Origin of the sequence: Rhodopseudomonas sp. BAL398, assembly GCF_033001325.1 — a bacterium.
In the GTDB taxonomy this organism is placed as follows: Bacteria; Pseudomonadota; Alphaproteobacteria; order Rhizobiales; family Xanthobacteraceae; genus JARJEH01.
This window is the reverse complement of the sequence record NZ_CP133111.1, coordinates 2,283,594-2,308,881: the sequence shown is the minus strand read 5'-3', so window position 1 is coordinate 2,308,881 and position 25,288 is coordinate 2,283,594. Positions and strand designations below refer to the sequence as shown.

27 protein-coding genes are annotated in these 25,288 nt (G+C 64.8%); 18 read left to right on the top strand and 9 right to left on the bottom strand.

The window, feature by feature from the left end; translation table 11 throughout:
* Nucleotides 1-14: 14 nt before the first annotated feature.
* The 4 genes from RBJ75_RS11090 to RBJ75_RS11075 are packed head-to-tail and all read left to right on the top strand — an operon-like array spanning nucleotide 15 to nucleotide 2,933.
* Nucleotides 15-731: a cobalt ABC transporter substrate-binding protein gene (locus RBJ75_RS11090; protein WP_044415391.1), complete on the top strand. Its 717-nt coding sequence runs from the start codon at nucleotides 15-17 to the stop codon at nucleotides 729-731.
* Nucleotides 728-1,012 carry a DUF3649 domain-containing protein gene (locus RBJ75_RS11085; protein WP_044415389.1) on the top strand — a complete coding sequence of 95 codons (285 nt, stop codon included), beginning with the start codon at nucleotides 728-730 and terminating at the stop codon, nucleotides 1,010-1,012. The genes RBJ75_RS11090 and RBJ75_RS11085 overlap by 4 nt, the downstream gene beginning before the upstream one ends.
* On the top strand, nucleotides 1,009-2,646 hold the full coding sequence (locus tag RBJ75_RS11080; protein ID WP_234707493.1) for a PepSY-associated TM helix domain-containing protein: 1,638 nt from the start codon (nucleotides 1,009-1,011) through the stop codon (nucleotides 2,644-2,646). The genes RBJ75_RS11085 and RBJ75_RS11080 overlap by 4 nt, the downstream gene beginning before the upstream one ends.
* Nucleotides 2,643-2,933, top strand: a complete 291-nt coding sequence (locus RBJ75_RS11075; protein WP_044415388.1) for a DUF3325 domain-containing protein — start codon at nucleotides 2,643-2,645, stop codon at nucleotides 2,931-2,933. Before RBJ75_RS11080 ends, RBJ75_RS11075 begins: the two co-directional genes overlap by 4 nt.
* 118 nt (nucleotides 2,934-3,051) lie before the next feature.
* Here RBJ75_RS11075 and RBJ75_RS11070 read toward each other — a convergent pair whose 3' ends face one another.
* The gene (locus RBJ75_RS11070) at nucleotides 3,052-3,831 is read right to left on the bottom strand and encodes a class II aldolase/adducin family protein (RefSeq protein ID WP_044415386.1); all 780 of its coding nucleotides are present in this window, start codon (nucleotides 3,829-3,831) and stop codon (nucleotides 3,052-3,054) included.
* A 394-nt stretch (nucleotides 3,832-4,225) separates the two neighbouring features.
* Between RBJ75_RS11070 and RBJ75_RS11065 the strand changes: the two genes are divergently transcribed.
* The 4 genes from RBJ75_RS11065 to RBJ75_RS11050 all read left to right on the top strand — a co-directional run bounded on the left by RBJ75_RS11065 (nucleotide 4,226) and on the right by RBJ75_RS11050 (nucleotide 6,816).
* The gene (locus RBJ75_RS11065) at nucleotides 4,226-5,095 is read left to right on the top strand and encodes a hypothetical protein (RefSeq protein ID WP_276156498.1); all 870 of its coding nucleotides are present in this window, start codon (nucleotides 4,226-4,228) and stop codon (nucleotides 5,093-5,095) included.
* A gap of 177 nt (nucleotides 5,096-5,272) precedes the next feature.
* A complete protein-coding gene (locus RBJ75_RS11060; RefSeq protein ID WP_044411817.1) occupies nucleotides 5,273-5,686 on the top strand; it encodes a MucR family transcriptional regulator in 414 nt (137 codons plus the stop codon).
* Between the two features lie 117 nt (nucleotides 5,687-5,803).
* Nucleotides 5,804-6,208 (top strand): helix-turn-helix domain-containing protein, encoded by a 405-nt coding sequence (locus RBJ75_RS11055; RefSeq protein WP_044411820.1) that lies wholly within the window; start codon nucleotides 5,804-5,806, stop codon nucleotides 6,206-6,208.
* Nucleotides 6,205-6,816 carry a DUF6456 domain-containing protein gene (locus tag RBJ75_RS11050; RefSeq protein ID WP_044411822.1) on the top strand — a complete coding sequence of 204 codons (612 nt, stop codon included), beginning with the start codon at nucleotides 6,205-6,207 and terminating at the stop codon, nucleotides 6,814-6,816. Before RBJ75_RS11055 ends, RBJ75_RS11050 begins: the two co-directional genes overlap by 4 nt.
* 7 nt (nucleotides 6,817-6,823) lie before the next feature.
* On the opposite strand, the gene RBJ75_RS11045 is transcribed toward RBJ75_RS11050, so the two are convergent.
* Nucleotides 6,824-7,252 carry a SufE family protein gene (locus RBJ75_RS11045; protein WP_044411859.1) on the bottom strand — a complete coding sequence of 143 codons (429 nt, stop codon included), beginning with the start codon at nucleotides 7,250-7,252 and terminating at the stop codon, nucleotides 6,824-6,826.
* Between the two features lie 128 nt (nucleotides 7,253-7,380).
* Nucleotides 7,381-7,788, bottom strand: coding sequence for a DUF5330 domain-containing protein (locus tag RBJ75_RS11040; RefSeq protein WP_044411825.1), 408 nt, complete (start codon nucleotides 7,786-7,788; stop codon nucleotides 7,381-7,383).
* 415 nt (nucleotides 7,789-8,203) lie between these two features.
* Between RBJ75_RS11040 and RBJ75_RS11035 the strand changes: the two genes are divergently transcribed.
* Genes RBJ75_RS11035 through RBJ75_RS11025 form a run of 3 tightly spaced genes read left to right on the top strand, consistent with a single transcriptional unit; the run spans nucleotide 8,204 to nucleotide 11,096 of the window.
* Nucleotides 8,204-10,033, top strand: a complete 1,830-nt coding sequence (locus RBJ75_RS11035; protein WP_044411830.1) for a PAS domain-containing sensor histidine kinase — start codon at nucleotides 8,204-8,206, stop codon at nucleotides 10,031-10,033.
* Nucleotides 10,026-10,718, top strand: coding sequence for a peptidoglycan-binding domain-containing protein (locus RBJ75_RS11030; protein WP_411194502.1), 693 nt, complete (start codon nucleotides 10,026-10,028; stop codon nucleotides 10,716-10,718). The genes RBJ75_RS11035 and RBJ75_RS11030 overlap by 8 nt, the downstream gene beginning before the upstream one ends.
* Nucleotides 10,719-10,751: 33 nt before the next feature.
* Nucleotides 10,752-11,096 (top strand): DUF1491 family protein, encoded by a 345-nt coding sequence (locus RBJ75_RS11025; RefSeq protein ID WP_044411833.1) that lies wholly within the window; start codon nucleotides 10,752-10,754, stop codon nucleotides 11,094-11,096.
* Here RBJ75_RS11025 and RBJ75_RS11020 read toward each other — a convergent pair.
* From RBJ75_RS11020 to RBJ75_RS11010, 3 genes are all read right to left on the bottom strand, one after another.
* Entirely contained in the window at nucleotides 11,093-12,070 is a 978-nt protein-coding gene (locus RBJ75_RS11020) for a DUF2336 domain-containing protein (RefSeq protein ID WP_044411836.1), read from the bottom strand. The two genes, RBJ75_RS11025 and RBJ75_RS11020, sit on opposite strands and share 4 nt — an antisense overlap.
* Nucleotides 12,071-12,204: 134 nt before the next feature.
* On the bottom strand, nucleotides 12,205-13,257 hold the full coding sequence (locus RBJ75_RS11015; protein WP_052628938.1) for a polysaccharide deacetylase family protein: 1,053 nt from the start codon (nucleotides 13,255-13,257) through the stop codon (nucleotides 12,205-12,207).
* Nucleotides 13,258-13,383: 126 nt separating this feature from the next.
* Nucleotides 13,384-14,019, bottom strand: a complete 636-nt coding sequence (locus RBJ75_RS11010) for a hypothetical protein (protein ID WP_234707422.1) — start codon at nucleotides 14,017-14,019, stop codon at nucleotides 13,384-13,386.
* Between the two features lie 72 nt (nucleotides 14,020-14,091).
* On the opposite strand from RBJ75_RS11010, the gene RBJ75_RS11005 reads away from it, so the two are divergent.
* On the top strand, nucleotides 14,092-14,292 hold the full coding sequence (locus tag RBJ75_RS11005; protein WP_080901039.1) for a hypothetical protein: 201 nt from the start codon (nucleotides 14,092-14,094) through the stop codon (nucleotides 14,290-14,292).
* A gap of 17 nt (nucleotides 14,293-14,309) precedes the next feature.
* The gene (locus RBJ75_RS11000; protein ID WP_044411842.1) at nucleotides 14,310-15,089 is read left to right on the top strand and encodes a hypothetical protein; all 780 of its coding nucleotides are present in this window, start codon (nucleotides 14,310-14,312) and stop codon (nucleotides 15,087-15,089) included.
* A 21-nt stretch (nucleotides 15,090-15,110) separates the two neighbouring features.
* On the opposite strand, the gene RBJ75_RS10995 is transcribed toward RBJ75_RS11000, so the two are convergent.
* The 3 genes from RBJ75_RS10995 to RBJ75_RS10985 are packed head-to-tail and all read right to left on the bottom strand — an operon-like array spanning nucleotide 15,111 to nucleotide 18,545.
* Entirely contained in the window at nucleotides 15,111-15,674 is a 564-nt protein-coding gene (locus RBJ75_RS10995; protein ID WP_044411845.1) for a DUF1254 domain-containing protein, read from the bottom strand.
* Nucleotides 15,671-16,249: a DUF1214 domain-containing protein gene (locus tag RBJ75_RS10990; RefSeq protein ID WP_044411848.1), complete on the bottom strand. Its 579-nt coding sequence runs from the start codon at nucleotides 16,247-16,249 to the stop codon at nucleotides 15,671-15,673. Before RBJ75_RS10990 ends, RBJ75_RS10995 begins: the two co-directional genes overlap by 4 nt.
* Before the next feature lie 31 nt (nucleotides 16,250-16,280).
* Entirely contained in the window at nucleotides 16,281-18,545 is a 2,265-nt protein-coding gene (locus RBJ75_RS10985; RefSeq protein WP_044411851.1) for a transglycosylase domain-containing protein, read from the bottom strand.
* A 280-nt stretch (nucleotides 18,546-18,825) separates the two neighbouring features.
* Between RBJ75_RS10985 and RBJ75_RS10980 the strand changes: the two genes are divergently transcribed.
* The 5 genes from RBJ75_RS10980 (at nucleotide 18,826) to RBJ75_RS10960 (ending at nucleotide 24,977) form a co-directional block, all read left to right on the top strand.
* The gene (locus tag RBJ75_RS10980; protein WP_044411853.1) at nucleotides 18,826-19,338 is read left to right on the top strand and encodes a YcgN family cysteine cluster protein; all 513 of its coding nucleotides are present in this window, start codon (nucleotides 18,826-18,828) and stop codon (nucleotides 19,336-19,338) included.
* Nucleotides 19,339-19,443: 105 nt separating this feature from the next.
* Entirely contained in the window at nucleotides 19,444-20,538 is a 1,095-nt protein-coding gene (locus tag RBJ75_RS10975) for a patatin-like phospholipase family protein (RefSeq protein ID WP_052628939.1), read from the top strand.
* A 98-nt stretch (nucleotides 20,539-20,636) separates the two neighbouring features.
* On the top strand, nucleotides 20,637-22,754 hold the full coding sequence (locus RBJ75_RS10970; protein ID WP_044411854.1) for a S8 family peptidase: 2,118 nt from the start codon (nucleotides 20,637-20,639) through the stop codon (nucleotides 22,752-22,754).
* A 45-nt stretch (nucleotides 22,755-22,799) separates the two neighbouring features.
* Entirely contained in the window at nucleotides 22,800-24,065 is a 1,266-nt protein-coding gene (locus tag RBJ75_RS10965) for a hypothetical protein (RefSeq protein WP_044411855.1), read from the top strand.
* Between the two features lie 180 nt (nucleotides 24,066-24,245).
* Nucleotides 24,246-24,977 (top strand): DUF3750 domain-containing protein, encoded by a 732-nt coding sequence (locus tag RBJ75_RS10960; protein WP_044411857.1) that lies wholly within the window; start codon nucleotides 24,246-24,248, stop codon nucleotides 24,975-24,977.
* The last annotated feature ends 311 nt before the right edge of the window (nucleotides 24,978-25,288 follow it).

The window sequence follows — 25,288 nt, the reverse complement described above, 5'->3', positions numbered from 1 at the left end:
AACGAGGTGCCGACATGAAAAAACTCTCTCTCGCACTGATCGCGTTGTTCGGCGTGGCGACGTCCGCGCAGGCGCATCAGATCTGGATCGAGCAGGCGGACGGGCAGAGCGCAGTGGTGCGGTTCGGCGAGTTCGGCGAGAATTTGCGCGAAGCCTCGCCGGGCCTGCTCGACAAATTCGGCAAGCCGACCGCCACGCTGATCGCCGCGAAAGGCGAGCAGTCGGCCGACGCTGCCAAGACCGCGACCGGCTTCACGCTGCCGTTCGCCGCCAAGGCGGGCGACAGCATCGTCGCCGAGGATGCGAACTACCCGCTCTACACCTGGAAGCAGCAGGACAAGGAGGTTCGCAACTGGTTCCATCCGGCCGCGCGCCTGATCACGGATTTCTCCGCCCAGCAGCCGAAACTGACACTCGACCTGGTACCGACCGGCAAGGCGGGGCAATTCAAGCTGGTGTTCAAGGATCAGCCCAAGCCGAAGACCAAGGTGGCACTGACGACGCAATCGGGCTGGACCAAGGAGGCGCATACCGACGAGCAGGGTCTCGTCAGTTTCGAGATGCCGTGGAAGGGGCTCTATGTCGCCGAAGTCAGCGTCAACGATCGCACCGCGGGCGAGCGGGCGGGAGAGAAGTACGACGCCGTGAGCTATGCCACGACCGTCACCTATGTGAAGCCCGACGGCTTGCCGCCGATTCCGCCGGGTCCGGCGGCAACGCCCGGTCGATGACCTCGCTCGTCCACCGGGCGCGCTCGACGGTCCCGCTGATCTCGCGCATCGTCGCCGCCCTGGTCGGCGGCTACGCGCTGGCTGCGTTGGTCAGCGTGGCCGTGCTGGCATTGCCGATCGGCCGACCGCAAGCCGTGCTAGTCGGCCAACTCGCGAGCTTCGCGGTCTATGCCGGCGCGGTGATCTGGGTGTTCGCTGTGCGTAGCGCTGCAAAGGCCTGGACGGGGCTCGTCGTCGTGGTGCTCGCGCTGTTGCCGCTGGCTTGGTGGGGCGCGCGATGACCGGCCGAGGCGTCGAGGTGGAAGACGATCCGCGCGGTGCCGGCCGTGGCATCCGCCAGAGCATGTCCGGCCTGCATACCTGGGCGGGCCTGCTGCTCGGCTGGATCCTCTATGCCATGTTCCTCACCGGCACGGTGTCGTATTTCAAGGACGAGCTGTCGCAATGGATGCGGCCGGAGCTGCCGCGCCTGCAGCAGCTTCCCGATCAGGCGGTGGTGGCGCAGCGCGTTGCGGACGAACTCGGCATTATCGCGCCCGGTGCCTCGCAATGGAGCCTGCGGCTGCCCGACGCGCGGAACAACAGCGTCTACGCGTTTTGGCTCGGCGCCACCCGTGGCCCCGGTCGCCGCGGCTTTGCCGAGGGCCACTTCGATCCCGCGACCGGCCACAGCGTGTCGTCGCGCGACACGCTGGGTGGGGATTTCTTCTATCGCTTCCATTTTCAGTTCTACTACATGCCGGTGCTGTGGGGCCGGTTGCTCGCGGGAGTTGCCGCGATGTTCATGCTTGTTGCCATCGTCGCCGGCGTGATCACTCACAAGAAGATCTTTGTCGACTTCTTCACCTTCCGCTGGGGCAAGGGGCAACGCTCCTGGCTCGATGCGCATAACGCATTGTCGGTGTTCGGGCTGCCGTTTCATGCGATGATCACCTATACCGGCCTGGTGACCCTGATGGCGTTGTACATGCCGTGGGGCGAGCGCGCGGCGTTCAAGACGCCGGCCGAGCGCCAGCAGCTCGCCGCCGAGCTCAGCGCTTTCCTCCAGCCGGGCAAGCCGAGCGGCCAGCCGGTACCGCTGGCATCGGTCGAGGCGATGGTGCGGCAGGCGCAGCAGCGCTGGGGCCACGATGCGATCGGCCGGGTCAACGCCGTTCACCCTGGCGACGCCGCCGCACGCGTGGCGGTAACGCGGGCGGATGCAAGCCGCGTGTCGATGAGTCCCCAATCCATGGAATTCGACGGCACCACCGGCGAGTTGCTGGCGGTGCATGATCACGTCGGGGCAGCCGCCGAGACCCGCGGCGTGCTGTACGGGCTGCATCTCGGCCGCTTCAGCGACACCGTCATGCGATGGCTGTATTTCCTGGTCAGCCTGATGGGCACCGCGATGGTCGGTACCGGGCTGGTGATGTGGACGGTGAAGCGCCGGCAGAAGCTGCCCGATCCGCATCGGCCGCATATCGGGTTCCGTCTGGTCGAGCGGCTGAATATCGCCACCATCGCCGGCCTGTCGGTGGCCATGACCGGGTTCCTATGGGCGAACCGGCTGCTGCCGGTGGCGTTGCCGGCGCGCGCCGGTTGGGAGATCAACGCGTTCTTCATCGTCTGGGCGGCGACGCTGCTGCACGCGCTGCTGCGCCCGGCGAGGTCGGCCTGGGTCGAGCAACTCTGGGGCGCCGCCGTGTTGCTGGGCTTGCTGCCGATTCTGAATGCGCTCACCACAGCGCGTCCACTGTGGCGCAGCCTGGCTGACGGCGACTGGGTGTTTGCGGGGGTCGATCTAATGTGCTGGGCGCTCGCATTGCTGCACGCCGTGCTGGCGCTGCGCACCGCCCGGCACGGCGCCGGGGTTCGATCCAGCACGCAGCGATCCCCGACGGTTGCGCTGGCTTCCGGGGAGGGCGCGCGATGAACCAGGCGCTCGCCTTCGCGCTTTGCCTTGTCGGATTCGCCGCCTTGGTGCTGGCCACGCGCCGCCAGCAGCGCGAACTGGTCGGCCGGCCGCTGGCGCCGGCCGCGACCCGTCTGCTGCGCGCCGCCGGCGGAGCCGCGCTGCTGATCGTGCTCGGCCTGCTCGTCGGCCGGCAGGGCTGGGGCCTTGGCCTGGTCATGTTCAGCGGGCTCACCACGCTGGCCGCCAGCGTCGTGTATTGCGCGCTGATCGGCTACGCTCGGTTCGGCGCCCGAGAGCCGCGGTAGCGATAGGGTGGCCGCCGCCGTAGCACCGACCCGCAAAAACGCCGCCCGGAATTGGGCGGCGTTTTGAATCGGCGTGTAGAGGTATGTAGCGCGAAGCTAAATCAGATCCGCGCGAAAATCAATTCCGATAGCTCGGATCGATCCGGTCGAGCTTGCGTAGCAGCGGCGGCCATACCAGCTTGGTCGAGCGCAGATCCATCGCGTCCTGATTGGCGATCAGATTGTGGTTCTTGTCGACCACGATATTCTCGATCGGATAGGCGGTCGGGCCCAGCATCCGGGTGCGAACCTGCATCGTGCAGGCGCGCTCCAGATGATACATCCGCTCGAATGCCGAGGCCACCGAGCGGCCGACCGTCAGCGTGCCGTGATTGCGCAGCAGCATGTGGTTGTGGGTGCCGAGGTCGCGCTGCAGCCGCGGCCGCTCATCATGATCGAGCGCGACGCCTTCATAATCGTGATAGGCGAGGTCGCCGGTGACGAAATGCGCGGTCTGGTTCAGCGGCAGCAGACCTTCCATACAGCTCGCCACCGCGGTGCCGTCCGGGGTGTGCAGATGCATCACGCAGCCGGCGTCCTCGCGGACCTCGTGGACCGCGGAATGGATGGTGAAGCCGGCGGGGTTGATCTTGTAATCGCTCTGGGTCAGCTGATTGCCGTCGAGGTCGACCTTGACCAGGCTCGAGGCGGTGATCTCGTCGAACATCAGCCCGTAGGGATTGATCAGGAAGTGATGGTCCGGTCCGGGGACGCGCGCGGAAATATGGGTGTCGACCAGATCGTCCCAGCCGTAATAGGCGACCAGCCGGTAACAGGCGGCGAGATTGACCCGCTGGGCCCATTCGGCCTCGGTCATCTCCGACGGCACTTCCTTCAACCGCGCTTCGGCTGGCGACATTGTCGTTTCCTTCCCTGATGGTGTTATTTTCACATTATAGCCTAGTCCTGCGATTGCTTCGCAGCAAGCCGCCGCAGCGGCGGGGCAGTCATGTTTGCCAAACCGGGCTCAGCCGGACGTCTTGCTGTCCCGCGGCGCCGTCTTGTCCAGGGCCTGATGCCGCAGCGCGGAACAATGCGCGGTCACGACGACGCGGGATAAGCCCGCAGCAGCGTGGCGGCATCACGCAAATGCGACTACCCTGCCGCGCGGCCTGCCTTTCGTGCTGAGCGAGCGGCGGAAGGCTGCAAGAACAAGTTGTTTGCAATCCGGAATGGCAATTGCCGATCCGGACAAGATGACGTTATCGTTGCAATGACGGCCGTAGTCCAAGCTACGGAGAGTGGAGTAGAGAATGATGTTGCTGTTGCTGGCGGGAATAGCCTTTCTGTTGGCTGGCGTCGTTGCGATCGCATTTGGCGTTCCGGTCAAGGAATTCAGCTTCGGCAACACCCTGATCATATCGGGCGTGTTCGCCATCGGTACCGGCGCCATCCTGCTCGCGCTGGCCGCCGTGCTGCGCGAATTGAAGCTGATTGCCGCCGGGATCGCCGCCGAAGTCGTGGAATCGGCCGAACGGATGCCTTTGGCGCCACGGCTTGCGGTTCCCGAGGAGATGCCGGCGCCGGCAGCCGGCAATGACAGCGTGTTGTTTGCTCGGGATCGCGCGGTCGAGCCGCGCGTCGACGTCGCATCTCCGGCTCCGTCCGGTCCAGGACCGTCGCTGCCGCCCTGGCAGCAGGAGGCCGCCGCGCGCGATCGAGGTCGTCAGCGCGAGATCGCCCGGCCGCCTGAACCGGAGCCGCCGGTTGAACCGGCGCCCGAGCCCCCGGCCAAGGCGCGGCGCAACCTGTTGTTCGCCTCGACCTCGCGCAAGGAGCGTGATCGCAAATCCGATACGGCCGAGCCCGCGCCTGCCTTGGCTGCCGGAACGCTGCCGCTGACATTCCAGGAGGCATGGCCGGAAATCGAGCGGCCGCGCGCCGATCCCGGGCACCGCCGGGGACTTGCGCCGCCCGCCGAGCCCGCGAGCGAAACCGCTCCCCCGCTCGATCAGGCCGCGAACGAGGACATCGACCAGGTCACCGTGCTGAAATCCGGCGTGGTCGATGGCATGGCCTATTCGCTGTACTCCGATGGATCGATCGAGGCGCAGATGCCGGAAGGAATGATGCGCTTCGCATCGATCGAAGAATTGCGCGCGCATCTCGATCAGCGCCCATAGTCTGTTGGTCTAGCTTGCTGCGACTGTAAAATTTGAAATAGTATGGGTAAATGCGTGGTCGACTGAGTCATCCGCCCGCAATGGATCCGCCATTTTTTAGCAACAAGCTGGATTTCGATCGGTGTCGCGTGGCAAAGCCATGACGTGGGCTGGTCGGAGTCTCGAAAGACCCGTTTGATGAGTGATGTTTCAGGCAAAAGTTTCATCGAATTGACCGCCAATATTGTGTCGGCCTATGTCAGCAATAATCCGGTTCCGGCGTCCGACATTTCCGGATTGATCGGCCAAGTTCATGCTGCGCTGCTGCGGGTGTCCAACGGCAGTGCCGAACCCGCTGTGGAGCCGGTCAAGCCGGCGGTGCCGCTGAAAAAGTCGATGACGCCCGAATATCTGATCTGTTTGGAAGACGGCAAACGTTTCAAATCGCTGAAACGGCATTTGCGGACGCAGTATAAGATGACCCCGGAGCAATATCGCGAAAAATGGGGTTTGCCGGCCGATTACCCGATGGTGGCACCGAATTACGCGGCGGCCCGGTCCAACCTCGCCAAGAAAATGGGACTTGGACAGCAGCGTCGCCGTCGGAAATAATCACCCATGGCGCCTGACCGGTCCGACGCCGGGGCCTGAAAAAATTCCTGCGGATGCTTATCCCCGGGGTTGGAATGCCGTCTAGGATATGTGAAAATATTCCTAGAGAGGCCCGCAATGTTCCAATCCGCTGCCATCACCGCTTCGACTTCCCAGCTGTCTGGTTCCCGGCAGGCTTGCGAGCTGCAGGCCACGCCGGAGCTGATCTGCCAATTCGTCGTGGCCTGCGTCGCCGCCGATTTCAATCTCGACGCTGGCGCCCTAACCGCCGCCACAAGAGGACCGCCACGGGTGGCATTCGCCCGGCAGGTGGCGATGTATCTCGCGCATGTCGGCTTCGCGCTCGGCTTCGAGGCGATCGGCCGCTGTTTCGGGCGCGATCGCACCACCGTCGCCCATGCCTGCCGCGTCGTCGAGGATAGCCGCGACGACATCTGGCTCGATTGCCGGCTGGCGACCCTGGAACAGGTGTGCCGCGCCGATGCCGGTCAATCCGCCTGTTCGCGGAGGGCGGCGCGATGAAACGTCAGGACCGCAAGGAGACCGCGCGGCGCCGCGTCAAGGCCGACCCCGCCGCGGAGATCGACGGCTTTCGCGCGCGGCACCTCGATCTGGCGACGCGCGAGATCATGACCGCCGATGGCGTCGCCCGTGTCACCGTCAATGACAGCGAGAGTCCGCTGGCGTGGCTGGCGCGGCGCAAGGGTCGCGACGGGCGCAGCCTGATCACCCCGAACCAGTTCGCGGCCGGCGAACGGCTGCGCGCCGACTTCACCCGCGGCAACCTGTCGCCGCGCGTCACCTCGAACTGGGGCGCGCCGACCGGACGGTCGGGCGCCGGTGCCGGGGAGATGACCGATTGGGTGGTGGCCTCGCGCCAGCGGGTTCAGCTGGCGTTGCAGGCTTGCGGTCCGGAATTCTCCGGGATCCTGCTCGACGTCTGCTGCTTCTTGCGCGGGCTCGAGGATGTCGAACGAGAGCGCGGCTGGCCGGCGCGGTCGGGCAAGATCGTGCTGCAATTGGCGCTCGACCGGCTGGCGCGGCATTACGGGATCGCACAGCCGAGCGGCGAGGGGCAATCGCGGATGCGCAGCTGGATGGCCGAAGATGCCGAGGTCGCCGCGCGCTGAGCTTGGCTCAGGTCGAGGCCGCCAGCGTCTCGCGGGCGTCGTTGCGAATCCGCTCGACCATCGCGCGCAATCCATTGGAGCGCTGCGGCGTCAGATGTTCGCCAAATCCGAGCTCGTCGAACAAGGCGGCGGGCTCGGTGGCGAGAATGTCGGTCGGGGTGCGGCCCGAGCACAGCGTCAGCAGGATGGCGATCAGCCCGCGCACGATATGGGCGTCGCTGTCGCCCAGATAGCTGAGCACCGGCTCGCCCTTGTCGTTGCGCGTCAGCTGACGCGACAGCCAGACTTGGCTGGCGCAGCCCTGCACCTTGTTGGCCGCCGAATGCTCATCCTCCGGCATCGGATCGAGCGTACGGCCGAGTTCGATCACATAACGGTAGCGATCGTCCCAGTCCTCCAGCAGCGCGAAATTGTCCTTGATCTCGTCAATCGTCATCGTGATCCGCATCTGTTCGCTGCGGTTCCACCGCGGCGGAACCAAGCCCCACAGATATAGGGGATCGCGCTGGCTCGAAAGCGCAGAAATTGGGCGATTGGTCTAAACTCGTCAGTTCCACTCGCGATCTAGTTCGCGGCGTCCGCATGCTCGATCGGCATCTGCCATTCCGCCTTCAAATCCTCGGGCAGCAAAGTGTCATGCGGCGCCAGACCGCTCGAGGCCTCGTCGCCATGGTCGACCTGACCGATCGAGCCGGTGTGATCGTTCGACTTCTTGTCGGTGATGATCTGGTACAATCTCCGCGCGCCCTCCTGGGCGCGATGACCGATCGCGCTGGCGGCCTGGCCGCCGACCTCGCAGGCCGCGGGCTGGCGGGTGCAGAATTGGCTCATATCGAACACCGCCGCGGTCGCCGCGGAGACCGCCTCCGACGCGTCGAGCTGAGGACGTTTATCCGTGTCGGGCGACTTCTCTCGCGGCAGTAACACCAACACCAGCCCGAGCCAGAACACCATGCGAAGCAGAAAAAACATCTCGCGACCCCGTCCGTCCTTTATCCCGTTGCGATTGATCTCTCGCAATCCGACCGGGTCTTAGCAGCGGTCGATAAACGCGACCTTTTCGTGCCGGGTTCAATTCACGCAAGATTTGCGGAAAAGCCGAACGATGCGATTCGCCGTAAATTTTCGATTGATGCAGCTCGCGCAATTTGAAGCGACGCTTTGGCGTGGCCACCATTTCGAAACCATAATATCCCCGGACTTTGAAACCTTACGTTCACCATCAGTATCGAATAGCCGGGCCGTAAAGCGTCAAAACAGCCCGAATGCACCGGGATCAGCCGGCGCCGCGTGGGCCTTAGCGTTCGCTTAATTCGGCTCTGACACGGTGACTCGACGATAAGGGGGCGTTCCGTCCCGTCGATTGTGACGAGCGAGCGCAGAAAAATTGGCCGTGTCGAAAATCATCAACGAATGTCTTGATGCGCTACTCCATCCGTCGGCGCGGTCCGATGCGCTGGCCAGCGCGCGGCATCGCGCCTTCATCGCACCGCGGCTGATCGGAAGCCTCGCGGCCTTCGCGGCATTCCCTATCTATCTGGCGCTACGCGGCGCTCCCAGCGCGATCGAGGTCGCCATCTTCGCCTGGCTGATCGCGCCGATCCTGCTGGCGTACTTCCTGTCGCGAACAGGCCGCTACGAGAGCGCGCATCTGTTGTCGTCGCTGGCGCTGACCAGTCTGATCATGGTGGTGTCGGTGACCACCGGCGGCATCGGATCGTTCGCGGTGGTGTGGCTGATCGTGGTGCCGCTCGAAGCCGCGCTATCGGCGTCGCGTCGCGTCGTGGCCTTCGCGTTGGCGCTGTCGCTGAGCTGCATCGTCGCGCTGATGGCAATCAATCACTTTGGAATGCTGCCGGCGTCGATGGCTGACGTCGACCAGCATAATCTGCTGATGGCGCTGGGCGTCACCACGGCGACGCTCTATGCGGCGGTGCTTGCATTCGGCGCGGAATCGCTGGGGCGTATCAGCGTGGCGTTGCTCTCTGACGAGGAGGGCCGTTACCGCCTGCTGGCGCGCAATATGAGCGACGTGATTTCGCGGCACAGCCGCAACGGCGCGGTGCAGTTCATCTCGCCCGCGGTCGAGCCGCTGCTCGGCACCAGCGCGTCGCGGCTGATCGGGCATGGCCTGTTCGACCGCGTCCATGTTGCCGACCGGCCGGCGTTTCTGACCGCGCTGTCGGACGCCGGGCGTGGTCAGGCCGGCAGCGTCGAATTCCGGGTGCGCCGCGAATTGCCCCGCGGCGAGCGCGGACGTGGCGCGCCGATGGAATTCATCTGGCTGGAAATGCGTTGCCGACCGCTCGAACAGGCCAACCATCAGGTCGCCGCCGGCGAAGCCGAAGTGGTGGCGGTGATGCGTGACGTCACCGACCGCAAGAACCAGGAACAGGCGCTGGCCGATGCCCGCGGCGAAGCCGCGCGCGCCGACGCGGCGAAGAGCCGCTTCCTCGCCACCATGAGCCATGAATTGCGCACGCCGCTGAACGCCATCATCGGCTTTTCGGAAATGATCGTTCAGGAAGACTCGCTGATGATCACCGCGGAGCGCCGCAAGGAATATGCGCAGCTGATCAATGATTCGGGTCAGCACCTGCTCAGCGTGGTGAACGGCATTCTCGACATGTCGAAGATGGAGTCGGGCAATTTCGAGATTGCGCCCGAGCCGTTCGCGCCGCGCCCGGCATTGATGAATTGCTGCAACCTGCTGGCGCTGAAGGCGCGCGAGAACGACATCGAGCTCGTCACCCGCGCGCCGGAGGACCTGCCGCAGATCAATGGCGATCCGCGCGCGTTCCGGCAGATCGTGCTCAATCTGGTGTCGAATGCGATCAAGTTCACCGAGCGCGGCGGCACCGTCACGGTGTCGGCCGCGGTCGACGGCACGCGGCTGGCGCTGCGCGTCACCGACACCGGCGTCGGCATTTCGGAGGATGATCTCAAGCGGCTCGGCAATCCGTTCTTCCAGGCCGGCAAGACCTATCAACGCCGCCACGAGGGCACCGGGCTCGGCCTGTCGATCGTCAAGAGCCTGGTCGCGTTGCATGGCGGCGAGATCAACGTCCAGAGCAAGATCGACGAGGGCACCACCGTCACGGTCACGTTGCCTCTGGCAGCCGTCAGGCCGGCCCCGAACAACAACATCGCGACGCTCAATCCGCCGGCGTCGTCAGCGGCCCAGGTTCAAGATTATCAGGTGAAGAAGAGTGCCTAAGACCAAGACCAAGAAAGCCGACGGATCGCGCCGCGGCGGCCCGGTCGCGATCATGGACGAAAGCGAGCGCGGGATCGTGGCGCGGCTGCTGCTGCGCAGCCCGAAGGATCTGGTGGCGGCGATGATCGCGTCGGCTGCCGTGGTGGCCATCATCTCCAACGCGATATTCATGCAGGCCGGTCGCCATCCGTCGCCGATGTTCGGCACCACCACCATCATGCTGCCGCTGGCGGCCGAGGCCGAAAGCCCGCTGCCGCGACCGCGCCCGACCGTGGCGGCGACAAGGCCCGAGCCGACCGCGGCCCAGCCGAGCGCCGCCGAGCCGCGCAGCGTCGAGATTCATCATGCGGCGGAGCCGCGCAAAGCCGATCCGCTCGCCGCTCTGATGCGGACAAATGCCGCCCCGGCAGCGCCGATTCCGGTGGCGCGGCCGCCGGCGCCGATCCCGTCAGCCCAGCACGATCCACTCGGCGACATGATCCAATCGTCGCGCCGGATCGCCGCGGTGCAGCGCACCTTGACCGATTACGGCTACGGACAGCTGAAGCCGACCGGCACGATCGGCTCCGATACCCAGGCGGCAATCCAGCGGTTCGAACGCGCGCGCCGGATTCCGGTGACCGGCAAGATGTCGGACCGGCTGGTGCGCGAGCTCAGCGCGATGACCGGCCGTCCGATCGACTAGAATCGATTTCCCAGCTGGCCTAATGTCGAATCCATGAGATTGAAAAGTAGCATCTGGGTCGCCGCCTATCTGCGACGGTGCCAGACCGAAGGCGTGTTCGGCGCGGTCTGCCGACGCGGGGCCGAGGACGCCGGCGCGGTGTTCATCAAAGTCGCGCTGCTCGACGGCACTGCCATGCTCTACATGCCGGCGCCGCAAACCGCTTACGATGACGAACGCCCGCTCGAGCGGGTGTTCACGCCCGTCTCGGCGACGCCGGTCGCCGACCAGGCGATCGAGGAGCGACTGGCCAAGGAAATCCGCTTCGATCCCGATGTCTGGATCGTCGAGATCGAGGACAGAGCCGGCCGGCACTTTCTCGATCTGGCGAAAAACTAGCTTCCGGATTTCTGCCCGGTGCCGGTGCGCGGCAAAATGCTTGCGCCGGGCTGTACGGTCGGCCGGCTCAGCGGTTGCGAAGCGCGGGCGCGATGCCGCTCGTCGTCATGCAGGGTCGAGCGATATTTGGCGCGGGTCGCCGCCACGGTGGCGCCACGCCATGCCGCCAGCATGATCAAAGCTGAGCGCTCGCTCAGATTGTCGTAGAGCCGCGACAGCCGGTATACCCGATCGACCGACGCGCCGAGCGCGGGGTCGAGGAACATCAGCACGCGCTCGAACAACTCGCCGTCCATGCCGAGGGCTTTCGCCGCGCAGGCCAGCGGTTCGCCGCCGGGATCGCTGGCCACCCGCTCGGCGACCTTGGCCGGCAGGATCAGCGCGTCGCCGAGTTCGCGGACGAAATTCTCCGCATCGGCCGCGAACGCCGCCATTTGCAGGGTCTCGATCGCGCGCGCCGCGCGCGGCGGATAGATCCGCGCCGCCGGCTTCAGCGGTGTGGCATCGAGATTGTGCAGGATCGTCGTGCGCTCGCTGGAACTGGCGGCAAAGAACATCTCGTTGATCTGTGCGGCGTCGTCCGGCTGCATCGTCAGGTTCGACGAGCGCAACTGCGCGTCGGATTGCGGCTTCGCCGGGGAGGCGGCTGGTTCAGCCGCTTCGATCCGCTCGGCCTGCGGGACGCGCTGTCCGGGAGCGGTGGTGCGCAGCGACAATCTCTGGGCGATCGCGTTCGGGGTGTTCGGATAGATCGAGAGCCTGGCTCGCACGGCGGCGCGGGTCGCATCGTCGACCTGGTCGATCAGCCGCGAGGTCAGTTCGACGAATTGCTTTTCCTCGTCGATGCTATGGACGCTGCTTTGGACATACAGATCGGTCAGCACGCGAAGCAGCGTCGGACGAATGTCGACGCCCTCGCGGCGCGAGAGCGTCATCAAGCCGTCGAAACCCGGAAACATCGGTGGTGCGGTCATGGGGGCGATGCGCGATTGAGGAACTATCGCCAGAATCTAGCGCGGTCGATTTAACAGGCCGTTAAGGGAAATACTTGGTAAATGGGTTCGGGCCAATATGGCCCGAACCCCGCCGTACTGATCGTCCTGGTGGATTAGTTGGTAGCGCCGCCGACGGTGCGGATCACGCTGCTGATTGGGCGTGTATTACTGGCGCGCGCCGGCTGCGCCGCGGCGGCGACCGCGACGTCGTATTCCGGTAGCGTCACGATCGGGTCCTTGGCGGTGATGAACACCACTTTGTAGCCGCCGGCTTTCAGCTGCAGCAGCAGCTCCGGCAGCGCCAATGCGGTGGAATGCTGGAAGTCGTGCATCAGGATGATGCCTTTTCCGGTCTTCTTCAGCTTTGCCATGGTCGAGGCGACGAGCTGCTCGGGCTTCTTGATCCGGAAATCTTCGGAATCGACATCGATCGAGAACGCCGAGATGTTGCGCTCGCGCAGATAGGCTTTCAGCTCGGCATTCTGGCGCAGCTGCGGGAAGCGGAAGAACGGCGCCGTCGGTCGACCGGCGGCCCGCACCACCGAACTGATGCCCTTCTCGATCTCGGCCTTGGCCTCGGCCAGCGGCTTGATCGCCAGATTGAGATGCGACCAGGTGTGCGAGCCGATGGTGTGGCCCTGGGCCACCACCTGCTTGAGGATCTCGGGATGCCAGGAGGCGTGCTTGCCGATCGGGAAGAACACCGCCTTGACGCATTGATGGGCCAGAGCTGCGAGCACGGCCGGCGTATTGACCGGCCACGGACCGTCGTCGAAGGTGAGGGCGACTTCGCCGGGCTGCAGGAAATCGTAATCCTTGTACTGCGACAGGCCGAGTCCCGGTCCGCCGGTGGTGTCGATCTCGACGGTCCTGGAAATGCCGAGCGCATCGGGATTGGCGCAAGCGGTGGCGGCGACGTCAGTCCTGGCGGGCGCGGCAGTAGCGGCCACGGGCTGGATGCTGGGTGCCGCCGTGGCCGTGTCACCGGCTTCGGGCGCACCAGGCCATCGCGACGCGATCGTCCCGGTGCTCAATTCGGCCTGGCCGGCTGTCGCCCGCGTGTCGACCGCAACCGGTCTGCTGCTGAAATAGGAACGGCCTGCGCCCAGTCCGATCAGGACCGCCAGCACGCTGCAGCCCGCAACCAGAACCACACCTTTACGCATTACCAACTCCTGAAAATGATCACCGCAATGCGAGCGACGATCCTCGGAATTGGTTAAGCCTAAGTTCTTTTGGCAAGAAAGTTCGCTTCGCCAGACGCTCTGCTGGCCGGAGGGGGCGCTGCTCGGCTAACTGCGCGGCTTCCCGCGCTTTTGCGCCGCCGCGCCGCTGCGTGATTTCGTGCCATGGCTGCGGCTCTGCCGCGCCGCGGGCTTGCGGCGTAGCGCTGGCTTGGCTTCGGAAGCTTGGGTGCTGGCAAAGGATTGCCGCAGTCCATCCAGCGTTTCGGTGAGGCTGACGACTTCGTCCGACAGTTGCTTGGTCTTGGTCCGTTCCGCCGCCAGCGCTTGGCGGAGCTCTTTGAGCTGATCCTGCATCACCTGGAGCTGATCAATCGACTGCTGTTGGGCTTGTTCGAGCCCCTTGGCCTTGGCCCGCATCTCTTCGGAGACCTGGACCACCCGGGCCTGGATCAGCTGGGCCTTGGTGATCCGCTCCTGCTCGGGCAGGCCGCCGTTGGCGTTGCGCCACACCATGACCGCGACGATCCCAACGATGATCAGGATCAGCGTTGCCGCCGCGATGGCAATCGGGTGTGAGCCGATGCGCGGGGCGGCGTTGCCTGGACTGGTGAACCGAAAATCCGCCATGGTAGCCAAAACATTAACGCTGCGGAAAGTTCCTTGCAAGACGCGGACCGCGACCGGGTAACAGCGCCGCCGATCGGGTGAGCAACGGGTGAGCAAGCTGTCCACCATTAACATGCCATTAACCATGCTTGTCCTTAATGAGGCTGCGCCGGCCGGACCGAGGCGATAGGCGCGGAGAGAACTGAAATGGGCACCATCATTGAATTTCCAGCGGATGCGGCGTCGCGTCGCTCGGGGTCAACCATGGTTGCGCCGCGCCAGGGCGGGGGCACGGTGGTGATCCTGCCGGTGGTCCGGATCGAACGCCATTCGGAATCCGATGGCGAGGGCGGACCCGAGCAGGGGACTGCGCCGCGCCGCGGTCGACGTCGCAGGGCCCGTTCCTGATTGCGGGAAACGCCTCGATGCCGGCGAATACTTATCCGGCCCCGATCAACACAGATCGCGGGGCTGTCTGGCAGCTGGCCGTGGCGCTGCTGGCGAGCGCGACCCTTGGCGGTTGCAGCGGCGGCGATTTCGGTCGCACCCGGCAGAATTTCGTCAATGACGACATGCATCGCTGGATCGGCGCCGAGGCGACCGGCAGCGTCGGGCTGCACGCATCGCAATTTCAGCTGACCGACAACGAACGCAGCCTGCGCGATCTGGCCTATCCGCTGATCGAGCCGCCGCATTCGCGGCCGGCCTGGAAGAGCGTGTTCGGCGACTATCAGTTGATCGCGGCGCCGTGGCGGCAGGCGCCGCCGTTCGATCGCACCGCCTATGGCCGGATGCTGATCGACGAGCCGCACCGATCGCATACCTCGCGTTACGCCGTGCTGATGGACGATGTCCGCGACGACCTCACCCGGTTCGATCCGTTCTACGCCAATGCCGCGCGGGTGGTCGAACTCGACGCCAAGCGTAACGCCAGTCTGAAATTCATTTCCGATCTGTCGCCGCGCGAACGCGCCGACGCGGTGGCGCGGATGCAGGAAAATGCCCTGATCGTGCAATGGGTCGAACAGTGCCTGCAGCGGCGGGTGGCCTCCTATCGCTGGGCGCTGCAGCGACTGGTGATTCAGGCCCCCGACAACATTGCGGCCGACGCCGACCGTCTGATCGCCGAGCTTGAAGCCCGTGCCAACAGTGCCTCGCTTGCGGCCCAATCCCGGCGTGGCCACGTGCTTAGCGTGCGCGGCTAAACTCCACGTCGATCGCTGCGATCAGCTTTTCGTCGCCGGTTCGGTCTGGATCTGGCAGGTCGAAGCGGCCAGCGCGGCGCGGGCTTGCGGCATCAGCCCGGGCTCCGACGCCAGCGCCTTCAAGACGATCAGCCCGGTCGCGCTTGGGGAATCGATGATCAGTCGATCGGCCGCCGTGACGTCTTCGTCTTCCGGCAGCTCGCCATGCTGGGCCGCGGTCATCAGGTCGAGTTCGATCACCTTGCGGCCCGCCGAGCGATCGTTGATGGCGTAGTAGGCGACTTCGCTGCGGGTGTAGAACGACACCGAAGTATAGGCCTGGCTCACCGGCACCCTGAGCTTGATCGGACCGCCCGACAGGTCGTAGCGGCACACTGCCATCGCGAAAGCCGGATCGAGGAACGGCATCGGCGCATTGCCGGGGTCGACCTGCGGCAAGGGCGTCACCGTATTGAGCTTGGTCAGCGGCGTCAGCCGCGCATAGGCGTCCTGGGTTGCGATTTGCGGCAGCGCCAGCACGCTGACGAGATGGACCACCCCACCCAGCACAATCCCCGCGATGATCGCGAACAATAGCCGGATCATGGGCAGCCCACCGTGGTAATCGCCGGCATCGGGGCTTCGCGCCTGGAGCGGGTGGCGACGCCGACCGGCGTATCGTAGAGCCGAAGCACCAGGATATAGCGATCGACTCCGCCGGTCGGCAGCCAATTGCCGGATCGGGCGCGCGGCGCCAGCCGGACGTCGAAGGCGCCGTCCGATACGCGCACGATCTCCTGGCTGGTGAAGCCGTAGCGTTGCAGCGAATTGGCCACCAGATAGCCCTTGGGATCGTACATTGTCAGCGTCCAGAACCGCGCCGGTGGCGTCACGCCGCTGACGGCGACGTCGCAGCGGCCGTCGAGCGGGCGGTTGTTGTCGTCCATCGTCGCCGTAAAGGCGATGCCGTCGCCGGTGCCGATCGGCAGTTCGCCGCTGCGGGCGATCGAGGCGCGCGCATAGGGATCGATATCGGCGGTGCCGTTTTCCGGACGCGCGGTCCAGGCGCCGATCGTCAGGGTGTCGAGATCGACGCCGCGCGTCGCCGTCATCCAGGTCGCACCGACGCCGATGCCGGCGGCGATCACCAGCGCCAACAATGTGAAGAAGATCAAGCGCACGTTCGACCCGTCCTGATGCTCACCGCAAGACTCAATTCTTGCGCGGCGAGGCGGCAGCCGCATCGCCGGGCGCGGCGGCGGCGAAGCTGCCCGGGAATACGGCCGGATTTGACGACACCGGCTTAATCGGTTCGGACACGGATGGAAGCGACTTGCTGGCTTCGTCGAGCATTTTTTCCACGCGCACCAGAATGTCGGCGCCGCGGTTGGTGAGGATCGGCGGCGGACCGGGCTTGCTGTCGGGGTCGTTCGCCGCCTGACGGGCGGCCGCGGCGGCGTCGGGCGGCAGCTTGGTTCCGGCGCCGATGCCGGCGATCTCCTTGACCTCGACGCCCCGATGCGCCGTCACCATGATGTCGTGCCAGGTCTGTGCCGGCAGCGAGCCGCCGGTGACGCGGTTGGTCGGGGAGTAATCGTCGTTGCCGTACCACACCGCGCAGGTGAAGTTGCCGGTGTAACCGACGAACCAGGCATCGCGATAATTATTGGTGGTGCCGGTCTTGCCGGCGGTCGGGATGCCGTCCAGCCGGGCGCGGCGTGCGGTGCCTTCGGAGACGACGTGACTCATCATCCCGGCCATCTCTGCGGCGATCGGCGCCGGGATCGCCTGCATCGGCTTTTTGCCGTCGCGGTCGAAGCGCCAGACCAGGTCGCCGGCGCCGGTGCGGACTTCCAGGATCGCGTGCGGCGTCACCGACTTGCCCTTGTTCGGGAAGGTCGCAAAGGCGACGGCGTGCTCGAGCACGGTGACTTCGTCGGCGCCGATCGGCAGCGAGGGGGTGTCGGGCAGCGGCGCCGTGATGCCGAAGCGGCGCGCGACCTTGACGATCATGGCGCGGCCGACCTTGGCGGGATTCTTGTTCTTGCCGCCCAGCATGATCGAGAGCTTCACCGGCACCACATTGATCGAACGGGTGATCGCCTGGGTCAGGGTCACCCGGCCGGCATAAGAGTGACCGTAATTCTGCGGACACCAATTGCCGATGCAGACCGGACCGTCGACCACGATCGAATCCGGCTTGAAGCCGTTGAGCAGCGCGGTGGTGTAGACGTAGGGCTTGAATGACGAACCGGGTTGGCGATAGGCGTCGACCGCGCGGTTGAACTGGCTGGAGCCGTAGTCGCGGCCGCCGACCATTGCCCGCACGCCGCCGTCGAGATCCGCCACCACGGTCGCGGCCTGGGTGGCGTGATAGTCGCGGCCGAACTGGCGCAGCTGGTTTTCGATCGCGTCTTCGGCGGCGTGCTGCACGTTCATGTCGATCGCGGTGCGGACAACGAACACCCGCTCGGAATAGGATTTCGGAAAGGTATCGACCAGCTTGCGCATCTCGTCGAACGCCCAGTCGAGATAGTAGTTCGGCGAATTCTCGTCACGACGATCGACCGCGGTGGCGGGATTGCGCCGTGCGCCGAACACCTGACCCTCGGTCATGAATCCGGCCTCGACCAGATTGTCCAGCACCTGGTTGGCGCGGGCGCGCGCCGCCGGCAGGTTGATGTGCGGGGCGTATTTGGTCGGCGCCTTGAACAGCCCGGCCAGCATCGCGGATTCCGCGAGGTTGAGGTCGCGCACCGATTTGTTGAAGTAGAAATGCGCCGCGCCGTCGACGCCGAAGGTGCCGCCGCCCATATAGGCGCGGTCGAGGTAGAGCTTCAAAATCTCGTTCTTGGTCAGCCTTGTTTCCAGCCAGATCGCCAGGAAGGCTTCGTTGACCTTGCGCTCGATGGTGCGTTCGTTGGACAGGAACAGGTTTTTGGCCAATTGCTGGGTGATCGACGATCCGCCCTGGCGGACGCCGCCGGCCTGGGCATTGGTGATCAGCGCGCGCAGCGTACCGGGCACGTCGATGCCGAAATGATCGTAGAAGCGGCGGTCTTCGGTGGCGAGCGTCGCCTTGATCAGGTTGTCGGGAAATTCTTCCAGCGGAATCGAGTCATTGTGCTTGATGCCGCGGTTGCCGATCGGATTGCCGTAGCGATCGAGGAACGTCACCGCCAGATCGGATTTCTTCAGCCAGTCGTCATTGGCGGTTTCGCGAAACGCCGGCACGGCCAGCGCCAGCATCAGGATCAAGCCGCACAGCCCGATGGTGGCGGCTTCCGACAACGGTTCGATGAACACCCAGCGCTTCCAGCGGCCGACATAGAACCGGTCCATGAAGGTGGAGAAGCGCTCGTATAATTCGCGCAGACCGACCGCCGAGGAGAACAGCGTGGAATCGATGCGCGCATCGAGATCCAGCAGCCAGTGCCGGATCTTTGTCGTCCATGCGGTTGGCACGATCTTGCGCACCGGGGCCCTTGATCATTTTGCAGCGTTCGGGAGCCGGAACGGCGCCGATGGAACGTCTTGCGGCAATGTTGCGGCAAACCCAAGGCGCCGATCGCGACCTCGGGGAATCTGTCTTGTTCTAGCCGAGCGCCGTCGATAAACCAATGGTCGTAAAGGGATTTTGATCGGGACGGTGAATCCCGGCGGATCCCGCGGCGGCGCCAGCGGGGCGAACCGCTTGCGCCATCGGCATTCCTGCCCCTAGAAGGGCTTGGCCCAGCCCCCGGACAGCACCCACCCTATGACAGCGCCTCGCAAACGGCCCTCGGAACAAGAGGGTTTCTTCTGGAAAACCAAGACATTGGAAGAGATGTCGAAGTCCGAATGGGAAAGCCTGTGCGACGGCTGCGCGCGCTGCTGTCTGGAAAAGCTCGAGGATGAGGATTCCGGCCGGATCTATTTCACCCATGTCTCCTGCCGGCTGCTCGATGCCGGAACCTGCGGCTGCAAGGACTATCCGAATCGCTCCAAGCAGGTTCCGGATTGCGTGCGGCTGACGCCGGCCAATGTCCGGACCCTGAACTGGCTGCCGCCGAGCTGCGGCTACAAGCTGGTGGCCGAGGGGCGCGATCTGTATTGGTGGCACCCGCTGATCTCCGGCAATCCCAACACCGTGCATGAGGCCGGGGTCTCGGTGCGCGGCCGGGTGCAGGGCAGCGAGACTGACATTCCCGACCATGAGCTCGAAGACCACATCGTGTCGTGGCCGATGCTGCTGCCGAAGCGGGCCAAGCTGAAGAAGCGGCCGGCCTGATCAGCGTCTCCGGCATTTCTTGCTTCACAACGCAGGGTTGAGGAGTTAGTCTGGCGCTTTTAGGCCGCAGATTATGCGGCGCAAAGATTTGCCGGGGGTCACATTATGACCAGCTCACCTGTTGAATCGATTCCCACTGATCTCGCCACCAGGCAGCCCGAAGACGGCATGGCACTGTGCCTGTCGGGCGGCGGCTATCGCGCCATGGTGTTTCATATCGGCGTGCTGTGGCGGCTGCATGAAACTGGGTTGTTGCATCAGCTCAAACGCGTTTCCAGCGTCTCGGGCGGCTCGATCACCGCGGGTTTTCTCGCGCTGAAATGGCATGACCTCAGCTTCAAGCCGAACAGCACCACGACCGAATTCGTGCCCCGGATCGTCGCGCCGCTGCGCGCGCTGGCGGGCGAAACCATCGACGCGGAATCGGTGATCTTCGGGGTGCTGATGCCCGGCACCATCGCCGACCGGATCGCCGCCGCCTATGACAAGGCGCTGTTCAAGGGCGCCACGCTGCAAGACCTGACCGATGCGCCGCGTTTCATTATCAACGCCACCAATGTGCAGTCCGGCGCGCTGTGGCGGTTCTCCAAGCGCTATATGCGCGACTACCGCGTCGGCGAGGTGGTCGATCCGAAACTGCCGCTGGCGCAGGCGGTGGCGGCGTCGTCGGCGTTTCCGCCGGTGCTGTCGCCATGCCAGCTGCGGCTCGACCCCGCGAGCTTCACGCCGAATTCCGGGACCGATCTGCAAAAGCCGCCCTACACCAGCAAGGTGGTGCTGACCGACGGCGGCGTCTACGACAATCTCGGGCTGGAGACGGCGTGGAAGCGCTATAAGACCATTCTGGTCAGCGACGCCGGCGGCAAGATGGCGCCGGAGGAAGAGCCGAAGACCGATTGGGCGCGGCATTCCTATCGGGTGCTGAGTCTGGTCGACAATCAGGTGCGGTCGCTGCGCAAGCGCCAGGTCATCGACTCATTCGAGCAGGGCGCGCGCGCGGGCGCCTATTGGGGCATCCGCACCGACATCGCCGACTATCACTTGCCCGATGCGCTGCCGTGCCCGTTCGACAAGACGCTGCAACTCGCCGACATCGCCACCCGGCTGAAGCGGCTCGACGACCAGACCCTCGACCGGCTGATCAACTGGGGTTACGCGGTCTGCGACGCAGCCTTGCGCAAATGGGTGATGCAAAGCTGACGCCAAGGCCCGCATTTCCCTATCCGGCGGCGGCGGTGTAGGCGCGGTCAGCACAGCGGACGGCGCATAAGACGCCGGCGGCCGGAGGAGCAGCGACGATGGCGGACGATACGACATCCGGGCCGGCGAAGCCCGATTGGCCGAGATCCGAAGACGGACGGCCGATGCAATTCTCGCTGCCCGCCGATCTGGTCGAATTCCTCTTGCTCGGCCCCGCCGACGATCGCCGCGTGCTGCAGGATTCTCCTTTGCTTGGCGACGTCTGGGCGGCTTACGCGCTCGACCCCGGCGTGGTCCAGGACGTGTTGATCACGCCGCACCGAAAGGCCACCGCGGCCGGAGTCGCAAGCATCATTCCCAAAGGCCTGGAGCAGCGAAAGCGGGATCTCGATGCCGAAGATCATCCGCCGAGGAGGGAGAAGGATCGGCCGGATCACGCCAAGATCGCCTACCTGCAAGGGCTGGTGGGAGCAAGGTTGCTGTTCGATGAGGTGCTCTGCGTGCTGGTGCCGCTGACGCAATGGTGGCGGCAACCGCAGGTCGCCGACCGGATCGAGAAAATGGATCCCGGCAAGCTGAAAAGGCTGCTGCAACGGCACACCGGCAATCAAGCTTGGTCGACGCCGGACACGGCCGCCACGCCGGCCGCCGCGACGGACGACAATTTTTCGTCGTTGGAGCGATACATCGCGCTGGCCGGTCTGATCTATTGGGTCGGCAAATTGCAGCGTCCCGACAAATTCCGCCGACCGCGGACCGCGCCCGGCATGCGGTTGCCGACGCTGCCACCGCTGCCGCCGATCAGCCCCCGACAGGCATTCGATCTGTATCAGCCTTATGTCGACGAGATCGTCGGCGGGATGCTGGCGCTGTATCCCAAGGTCTGCGGCAATCTCGCCGAGCTGATGTCGGCCGATCGCGACGATGGCGATGACGAGGCCGACGCCAAGGCCGAAGGCTACATCTTCCAGATTTCGTTGAACAGGACAGCGTCCGCCGCGCTCGATCGTTCGGTGCCGGCGGTGAAAGCCGACGCCGCCCATTCGCTGTTCAAGGTGAACTGCAAGAATATCATCTGGGCGGTGCTGGATTCCGGGATCGACGACCAGCACCCGGCATTCAAGATGCTGGTTGAACCGACCGATCCGAAACGAGGCCGGCAATTCGTCTCGCGGGTCCGCAAGACGTTCGATTTCACCAATATCCGCGAAATCGTCAGCAACGATCCGGACGACGTCGACGACCGGGATATCGCTCAGCTCGCCAGCGTGACCGGTGTGCCCGAGCCCAAGGTAAGAGATCATCTCGCAGCTATCGCAGCAGACGCGCAGGCAAAACGCCCGATCAACTGGGCGCTGGTGGAGAAACTCATCACCCTGAAGAATCCGTCGCCGCCGAGCAATCCGCACGGCACCCACGTCGCCGGCATCATCGGCGCGGACAAGACCCATGTCGCCGAGATCATCGCGGCGGACAGCGATGGTGAAATCGACCACAACAGAAAATACCTCGACGGCATGTGTCCCGACATCCGGCTGTATGATTTTCGCGTGTTGGGCAAGACCTTGCAGGAAACCGAATTCGCGGTGATCGCCGCGCTGCAATACATCCGCTATGTCAACGAGCGGCACAATTTCATCACCATCCACGGCGCCAATCTCAGCCTGTCGATCCTGCACAATGTCCGCAACTTCGCCTGCGGACGCACCCCGGTCTGCAATGAGTGCGAACGGCTGATCGAGAGCGGGGTGGTGGTGGTCGCAGCGGCGGGAAATCGCGGCTATCAGAAATTCGAGACCAAGGACGGTCCGTTCGAGAACTACGCCGCCTTCAGCATCACCGATCCCGGCAACAGCGACGGCGTGATCACGGTGGGCTCGACCCATGGCAATTGGCCGCAGACTTATGGCGTCAGCTTCTTTTCCAGCCGCGGGCCGACCGGCGACGGCCGGCTCAAACCCGATTTGGTGGCGCCCGGAGAGCGGGTGCAATCGACGGTGCTGGGCCACGACTGGGCGCCGGAATCTGGCACCAGCATGGCGGCGCCGCATGTCAGCGGCGCCGCCGCGATGCTGCTGGCGCGCTATGACGAGTTGGTCGGGCAGCCGCGGCGGGTGAAGCAGATCCTGTGCGACAGCGCCACCGATCTCGGTCGCGAGCGGAGTTTTCAGGGCCACGGCATGCTCGACGTGCTGCGCGCCTTTCAGTCGATTTGAACGAAGCGGTCATTTCACGAAGCTGTCATTTCGAGGAGGGTGCGGATGTTCTTCAGCCTGGCTGTGTTGCGCGCGCGCAAGGGCGATTGCCTGATGTTGCACTACGGGTCCGATGACGACCCGCATCTGATGCTGATCGACGGCGGGCCGTCCGGCGTCTACGATCCGCAACTGAAGCCCGCCATTCTCGCGGTCCGCGCCGACCGTGGACTCGACCAGGCCGATCCGCTGCCGGTCGACGTGGTCATGGTCAGCCATGTCGACGACGACCATATCAAGGGCATTCTCGACCTCACCAAGGAACAGCGCCGCAAAGCAGCGGATTTTCGGCTCGACGTTACCAGCCTGTGGCACAATAGCTTCGACGATCTGCTGTCGACCAGGCCCGACGAATTGATGGCGGGATCCGGCGCCGCCTCGGTGCTGGCCGGACTCGATCCGGCGCAGGCCTTCAATCAGCTCGATCCAGACTGCGAGGATCAACACCAGACCGTCGAGGTGCTGGCCAGCATTCCGCAGGGCCGCACCTTGCGCGACGACGCGCAGGCGCTGGGCTGGAAACCCAACCACAAGTTCAAGGGCAAGCTGATCCTGGCCAGCGCCGACAGCAAGCCGGTCAAGCTCGACGGCTTGTTGGTGACGGTGGTCGGGCCGATGCAGCCGGAACTGCTGGCGTTGCAGGAAGCCCACGACAGATGGATCGCCGAGCAGCAGGCGCAAGGCAAAATGTCGCCGGAAGCGATGCTGGCGGCGTTCACCGATCAGTCGGTGCCGAACCTGTCCAGCATCGTGGTGCTGGTCGAATGTGGGAAGACGAGCATTCTGCTCACCGGCGACGCCCGCGGCGACAAGATCCTGGAGGGGCTCGAACTGGTCGGCCGGCTCGACAAGCCGGACGGCAAGATCCATGTCGACATCCTCAAGGTGCCGCATCACGGCAGCGACAACAATATGGAAACCGTGTTCTTCGAGCGGGTCACCGCCGATCACTACGTGTTCTCCGGCGATGGCGAGCATGGCAATCCGGAGCGCAAGACGCTGCAGATGCTGCTGGACGCGCGCGGGACCGAGCCCGACTACACCATTCACCTGACCTATCCGATCGACCAGATCGACCGCGAGCGCGAAGCCGACTGGATCAAGCAGCAGGCCAAGGAAAAGAAACGGGGCGCCAAGAAAGTGAGGCCGGACTGGTCGCCCGAGGACCATGGCCTGATGGCGTTCTTTGCGGCCAATCCGGATTTCAAAGCGAAAGTGGCGATCGTCGACGACGGCGCGCCTCATCTCATCGAGCTGCTCGACCCGATGTAACAGGATTGGAACGAGGCGAGGGGCTGCGGCCGTGTCGCGATCTGATGATCGTTGACGCATCGCCGTCGGCCGGTTCCACGCGCACATTTGCGCGATCAACTGGCATTGGGCGTGGCCGCGACTATATAATTATCGTTACCGCCTCCCTCAGAGCCGTTCCGCGCCACCTTGAGAAAACTCGTGATCATCTTCCTGCTGTTTATTTTCGTGCCGCTCGGCGCATCGGCCGCGCGCTATTTCTGGAGCGGGGAGGCGCGGGGCAATTGGCAGACGGCGGATCGCTCCAGCGCCGGATTGCTGCCGGCGCCGGCCGCGCATCCCGAGGCGCTGATCCGGGTCTATGCGGCGCGGACGGTGCGCTGGCGCAGCATTTTCGCAGTTCACAGCTGGATCGTCATCAAGGAGCGCGGCGCCAAGAGTTACAGCCGTTATGACTACACCGCCTGGGGCGAACCGATCCGCAGCAACGGCTTCGCGGCCGACGCCCGCTGGTTCGGCGCAACCCCGGAACCGATCGTCGCGGTTGATGGCGAAGCCGCGAGCCGGCTGATCCCCGTGGTCCGCGACGTCATCGCCAACTACAAATTCCGCACCTATGGCGATTACAGCGCCTGGCCGGGCCCCAATTCCAATACCTTCGTGCAAGCGGTGCTGGCGGCGATTCCCGAGATCAAGGCGGTGCTGCCGCCGACCGCGATCGGCAAGGACTATCCGTATCAGGGCCATTGGTTCGGCCTGACGCCGTCGCGCAGCGGCGTGTTCGCCTCGCTCGGCGGCTATCTCGGCCTCACCATCGGCTGGGTGGAAGGCTTCGAGATCAATTTCTTCGGCGCGGTGCTGGGTTTCGATCTGCGCCGGCCGGCGCTGAAATTGCCGGGCATCGGCCGCCTCGGCATGGCGGTGGGCGGCTAGAGCAGCTCTGTTTTTGATGGAATCAGGACTGCGCTTCGGAGCGCTGACAACAGGCGCGGCCTCATGGTGAGGAGGCGCGAAGCGCCGTCTCGAACCATGCGCCGCAGACCATGCGGCTCCTCATCCTTCGAGACGCCCGGCTTTGCCGGGCTCCTCAGAGTCTGACTGAAAAAGAAACCATTGAAACAAGGCTTGATTCGTCATTGCGAGCCGAGGCCGGCGCGCAGCGCCGTCCGAGAGCGAAGCAATCCAGGGGCGCCAAGCAAGGACTGGAATGCTTCGTCGCAAGTGCTCCTCGCAATGACGACCTT

What these genes read in the sequence shown, in the direction of transcription:
- RBJ75_RS11090 (WP_044415391.1), top strand. Translation starts at nt 15, where the DNA reads ATGAAAAAACTCTCTCTCGCACTGATCGCGTTGTTCGGCGTGGCGACG.
- RBJ75_RS11085 (WP_044415389.1), top strand. Translation starts at nt 728, where the DNA reads ATGACCTCGCTCGTCCACCGGGCGCGCTCGACGGTCCCGCTGATCTCG.
- RBJ75_RS11080 (WP_234707493.1), top strand. Translation starts at nt 1,009, where the DNA reads ATGACCGGCCGAGGCGTCGAGGTGGAAGACGATCCGCGCGGTGCCGGC.
- RBJ75_RS11075 (WP_044415388.1), top strand. Translation starts at nt 2,643, where the DNA reads ATGAACCAGGCGCTCGCCTTCGCGCTTTGCCTTGTCGGATTCGCCGCC.
- RBJ75_RS11070 (WP_044415386.1), bottom strand. Translation starts at nt 3,831, where the DNA reads ATGTCGCCAGCCGAAGCGCGGTTGAAGGAAGTGCCGTCGGAGATGACC.
- RBJ75_RS11065 (WP_276156498.1), top strand. Translation starts at nt 4,226, where the DNA reads ATGATGTTGCTGTTGCTGGCGGGAATAGCCTTTCTGTTGGCTGGCGTC.
- RBJ75_RS11060 (WP_044411817.1), top strand. Translation starts at nt 5,273, where the DNA reads ATGAGTGATGTTTCAGGCAAAAGTTTCATCGAATTGACCGCCAATATT.
- RBJ75_RS11055 (WP_044411820.1), top strand. Translation starts at nt 5,804, where the DNA reads ATGTTCCAATCCGCTGCCATCACCGCTTCGACTTCCCAGCTGTCTGGT.
- RBJ75_RS11050 (WP_044411822.1), top strand. Translation starts at nt 6,205, where the DNA reads ATGAAACGTCAGGACCGCAAGGAGACCGCGCGGCGCCGCGTCAAGGCC.
- RBJ75_RS11045 (WP_044411859.1), bottom strand. Translation starts at nt 7,252, where the DNA reads ATGACGATTGACGAGATCAAGGACAATTTCGCGCTGCTGGAGGACTGG.
- RBJ75_RS11040 (WP_044411825.1), bottom strand. Translation starts at nt 7,788, where the DNA reads ATGTTTTTTCTGCTTCGCATGGTGTTCTGGCTCGGGCTGGTGTTGGTG.
- RBJ75_RS11025 (WP_044411833.1), top strand. Translation starts at nt 10,752, where the DNA reads ATGAGATTGAAAAGTAGCATCTGGGTCGCCGCCTATCTGCGACGGTGC.
- RBJ75_RS11020 (WP_044411836.1), bottom strand. Translation starts at nt 12,070, where the DNA reads ATGACCGCACCACCGATGTTTCCGGGTTTCGACGGCTTGATGACGCTC.
- RBJ75_RS11015 (WP_052628938.1), bottom strand. Translation starts at nt 13,257, where the DNA reads ATGCGTAAAGGTGTGGTTCTGGTTGCGGGCTGCAGCGTGCTGGCGGTC.
- RBJ75_RS11010 (WP_234707422.1), bottom strand. Translation starts at nt 14,019, where the DNA reads ATGTTAATGGTGGACAGCTTGCTCACCCGTTGCTCACCCGATCGGCGG.
- RBJ75_RS11005 (WP_080901039.1), top strand. Translation starts at nt 14,092, where the DNA reads ATGGGCACCATCATTGAATTTCCAGCGGATGCGGCGTCGCGTCGCTCG.
- RBJ75_RS11000 (WP_044411842.1), top strand. Translation starts at nt 14,310, where the DNA reads ATGCCGGCGAATACTTATCCGGCCCCGATCAACACAGATCGCGGGGCT.
- RBJ75_RS10995 (WP_044411845.1), bottom strand. Translation starts at nt 15,674, where the DNA reads ATGATCCGGCTATTGTTCGCGATCATCGCGGGGATTGTGCTGGGTGGG.
- RBJ75_RS10980 (WP_044411853.1), top strand. Translation starts at nt 18,826, where the DNA reads ATGACAGCGCCTCGCAAACGGCCCTCGGAACAAGAGGGTTTCTTCTGG.
- RBJ75_RS10975 (WP_052628939.1), top strand. Translation starts at nt 19,444, where the DNA reads ATGACCAGCTCACCTGTTGAATCGATTCCCACTGATCTCGCCACCAGG.
- RBJ75_RS10970 (WP_044411854.1), top strand. Translation starts at nt 20,637, where the DNA reads ATGGCGGACGATACGACATCCGGGCCGGCGAAGCCCGATTGGCCGAGA.
- RBJ75_RS10965 (WP_044411855.1), top strand. Translation starts at nt 22,800, where the DNA reads ATGTTCTTCAGCCTGGCTGTGTTGCGCGCGCGCAAGGGCGATTGCCTG.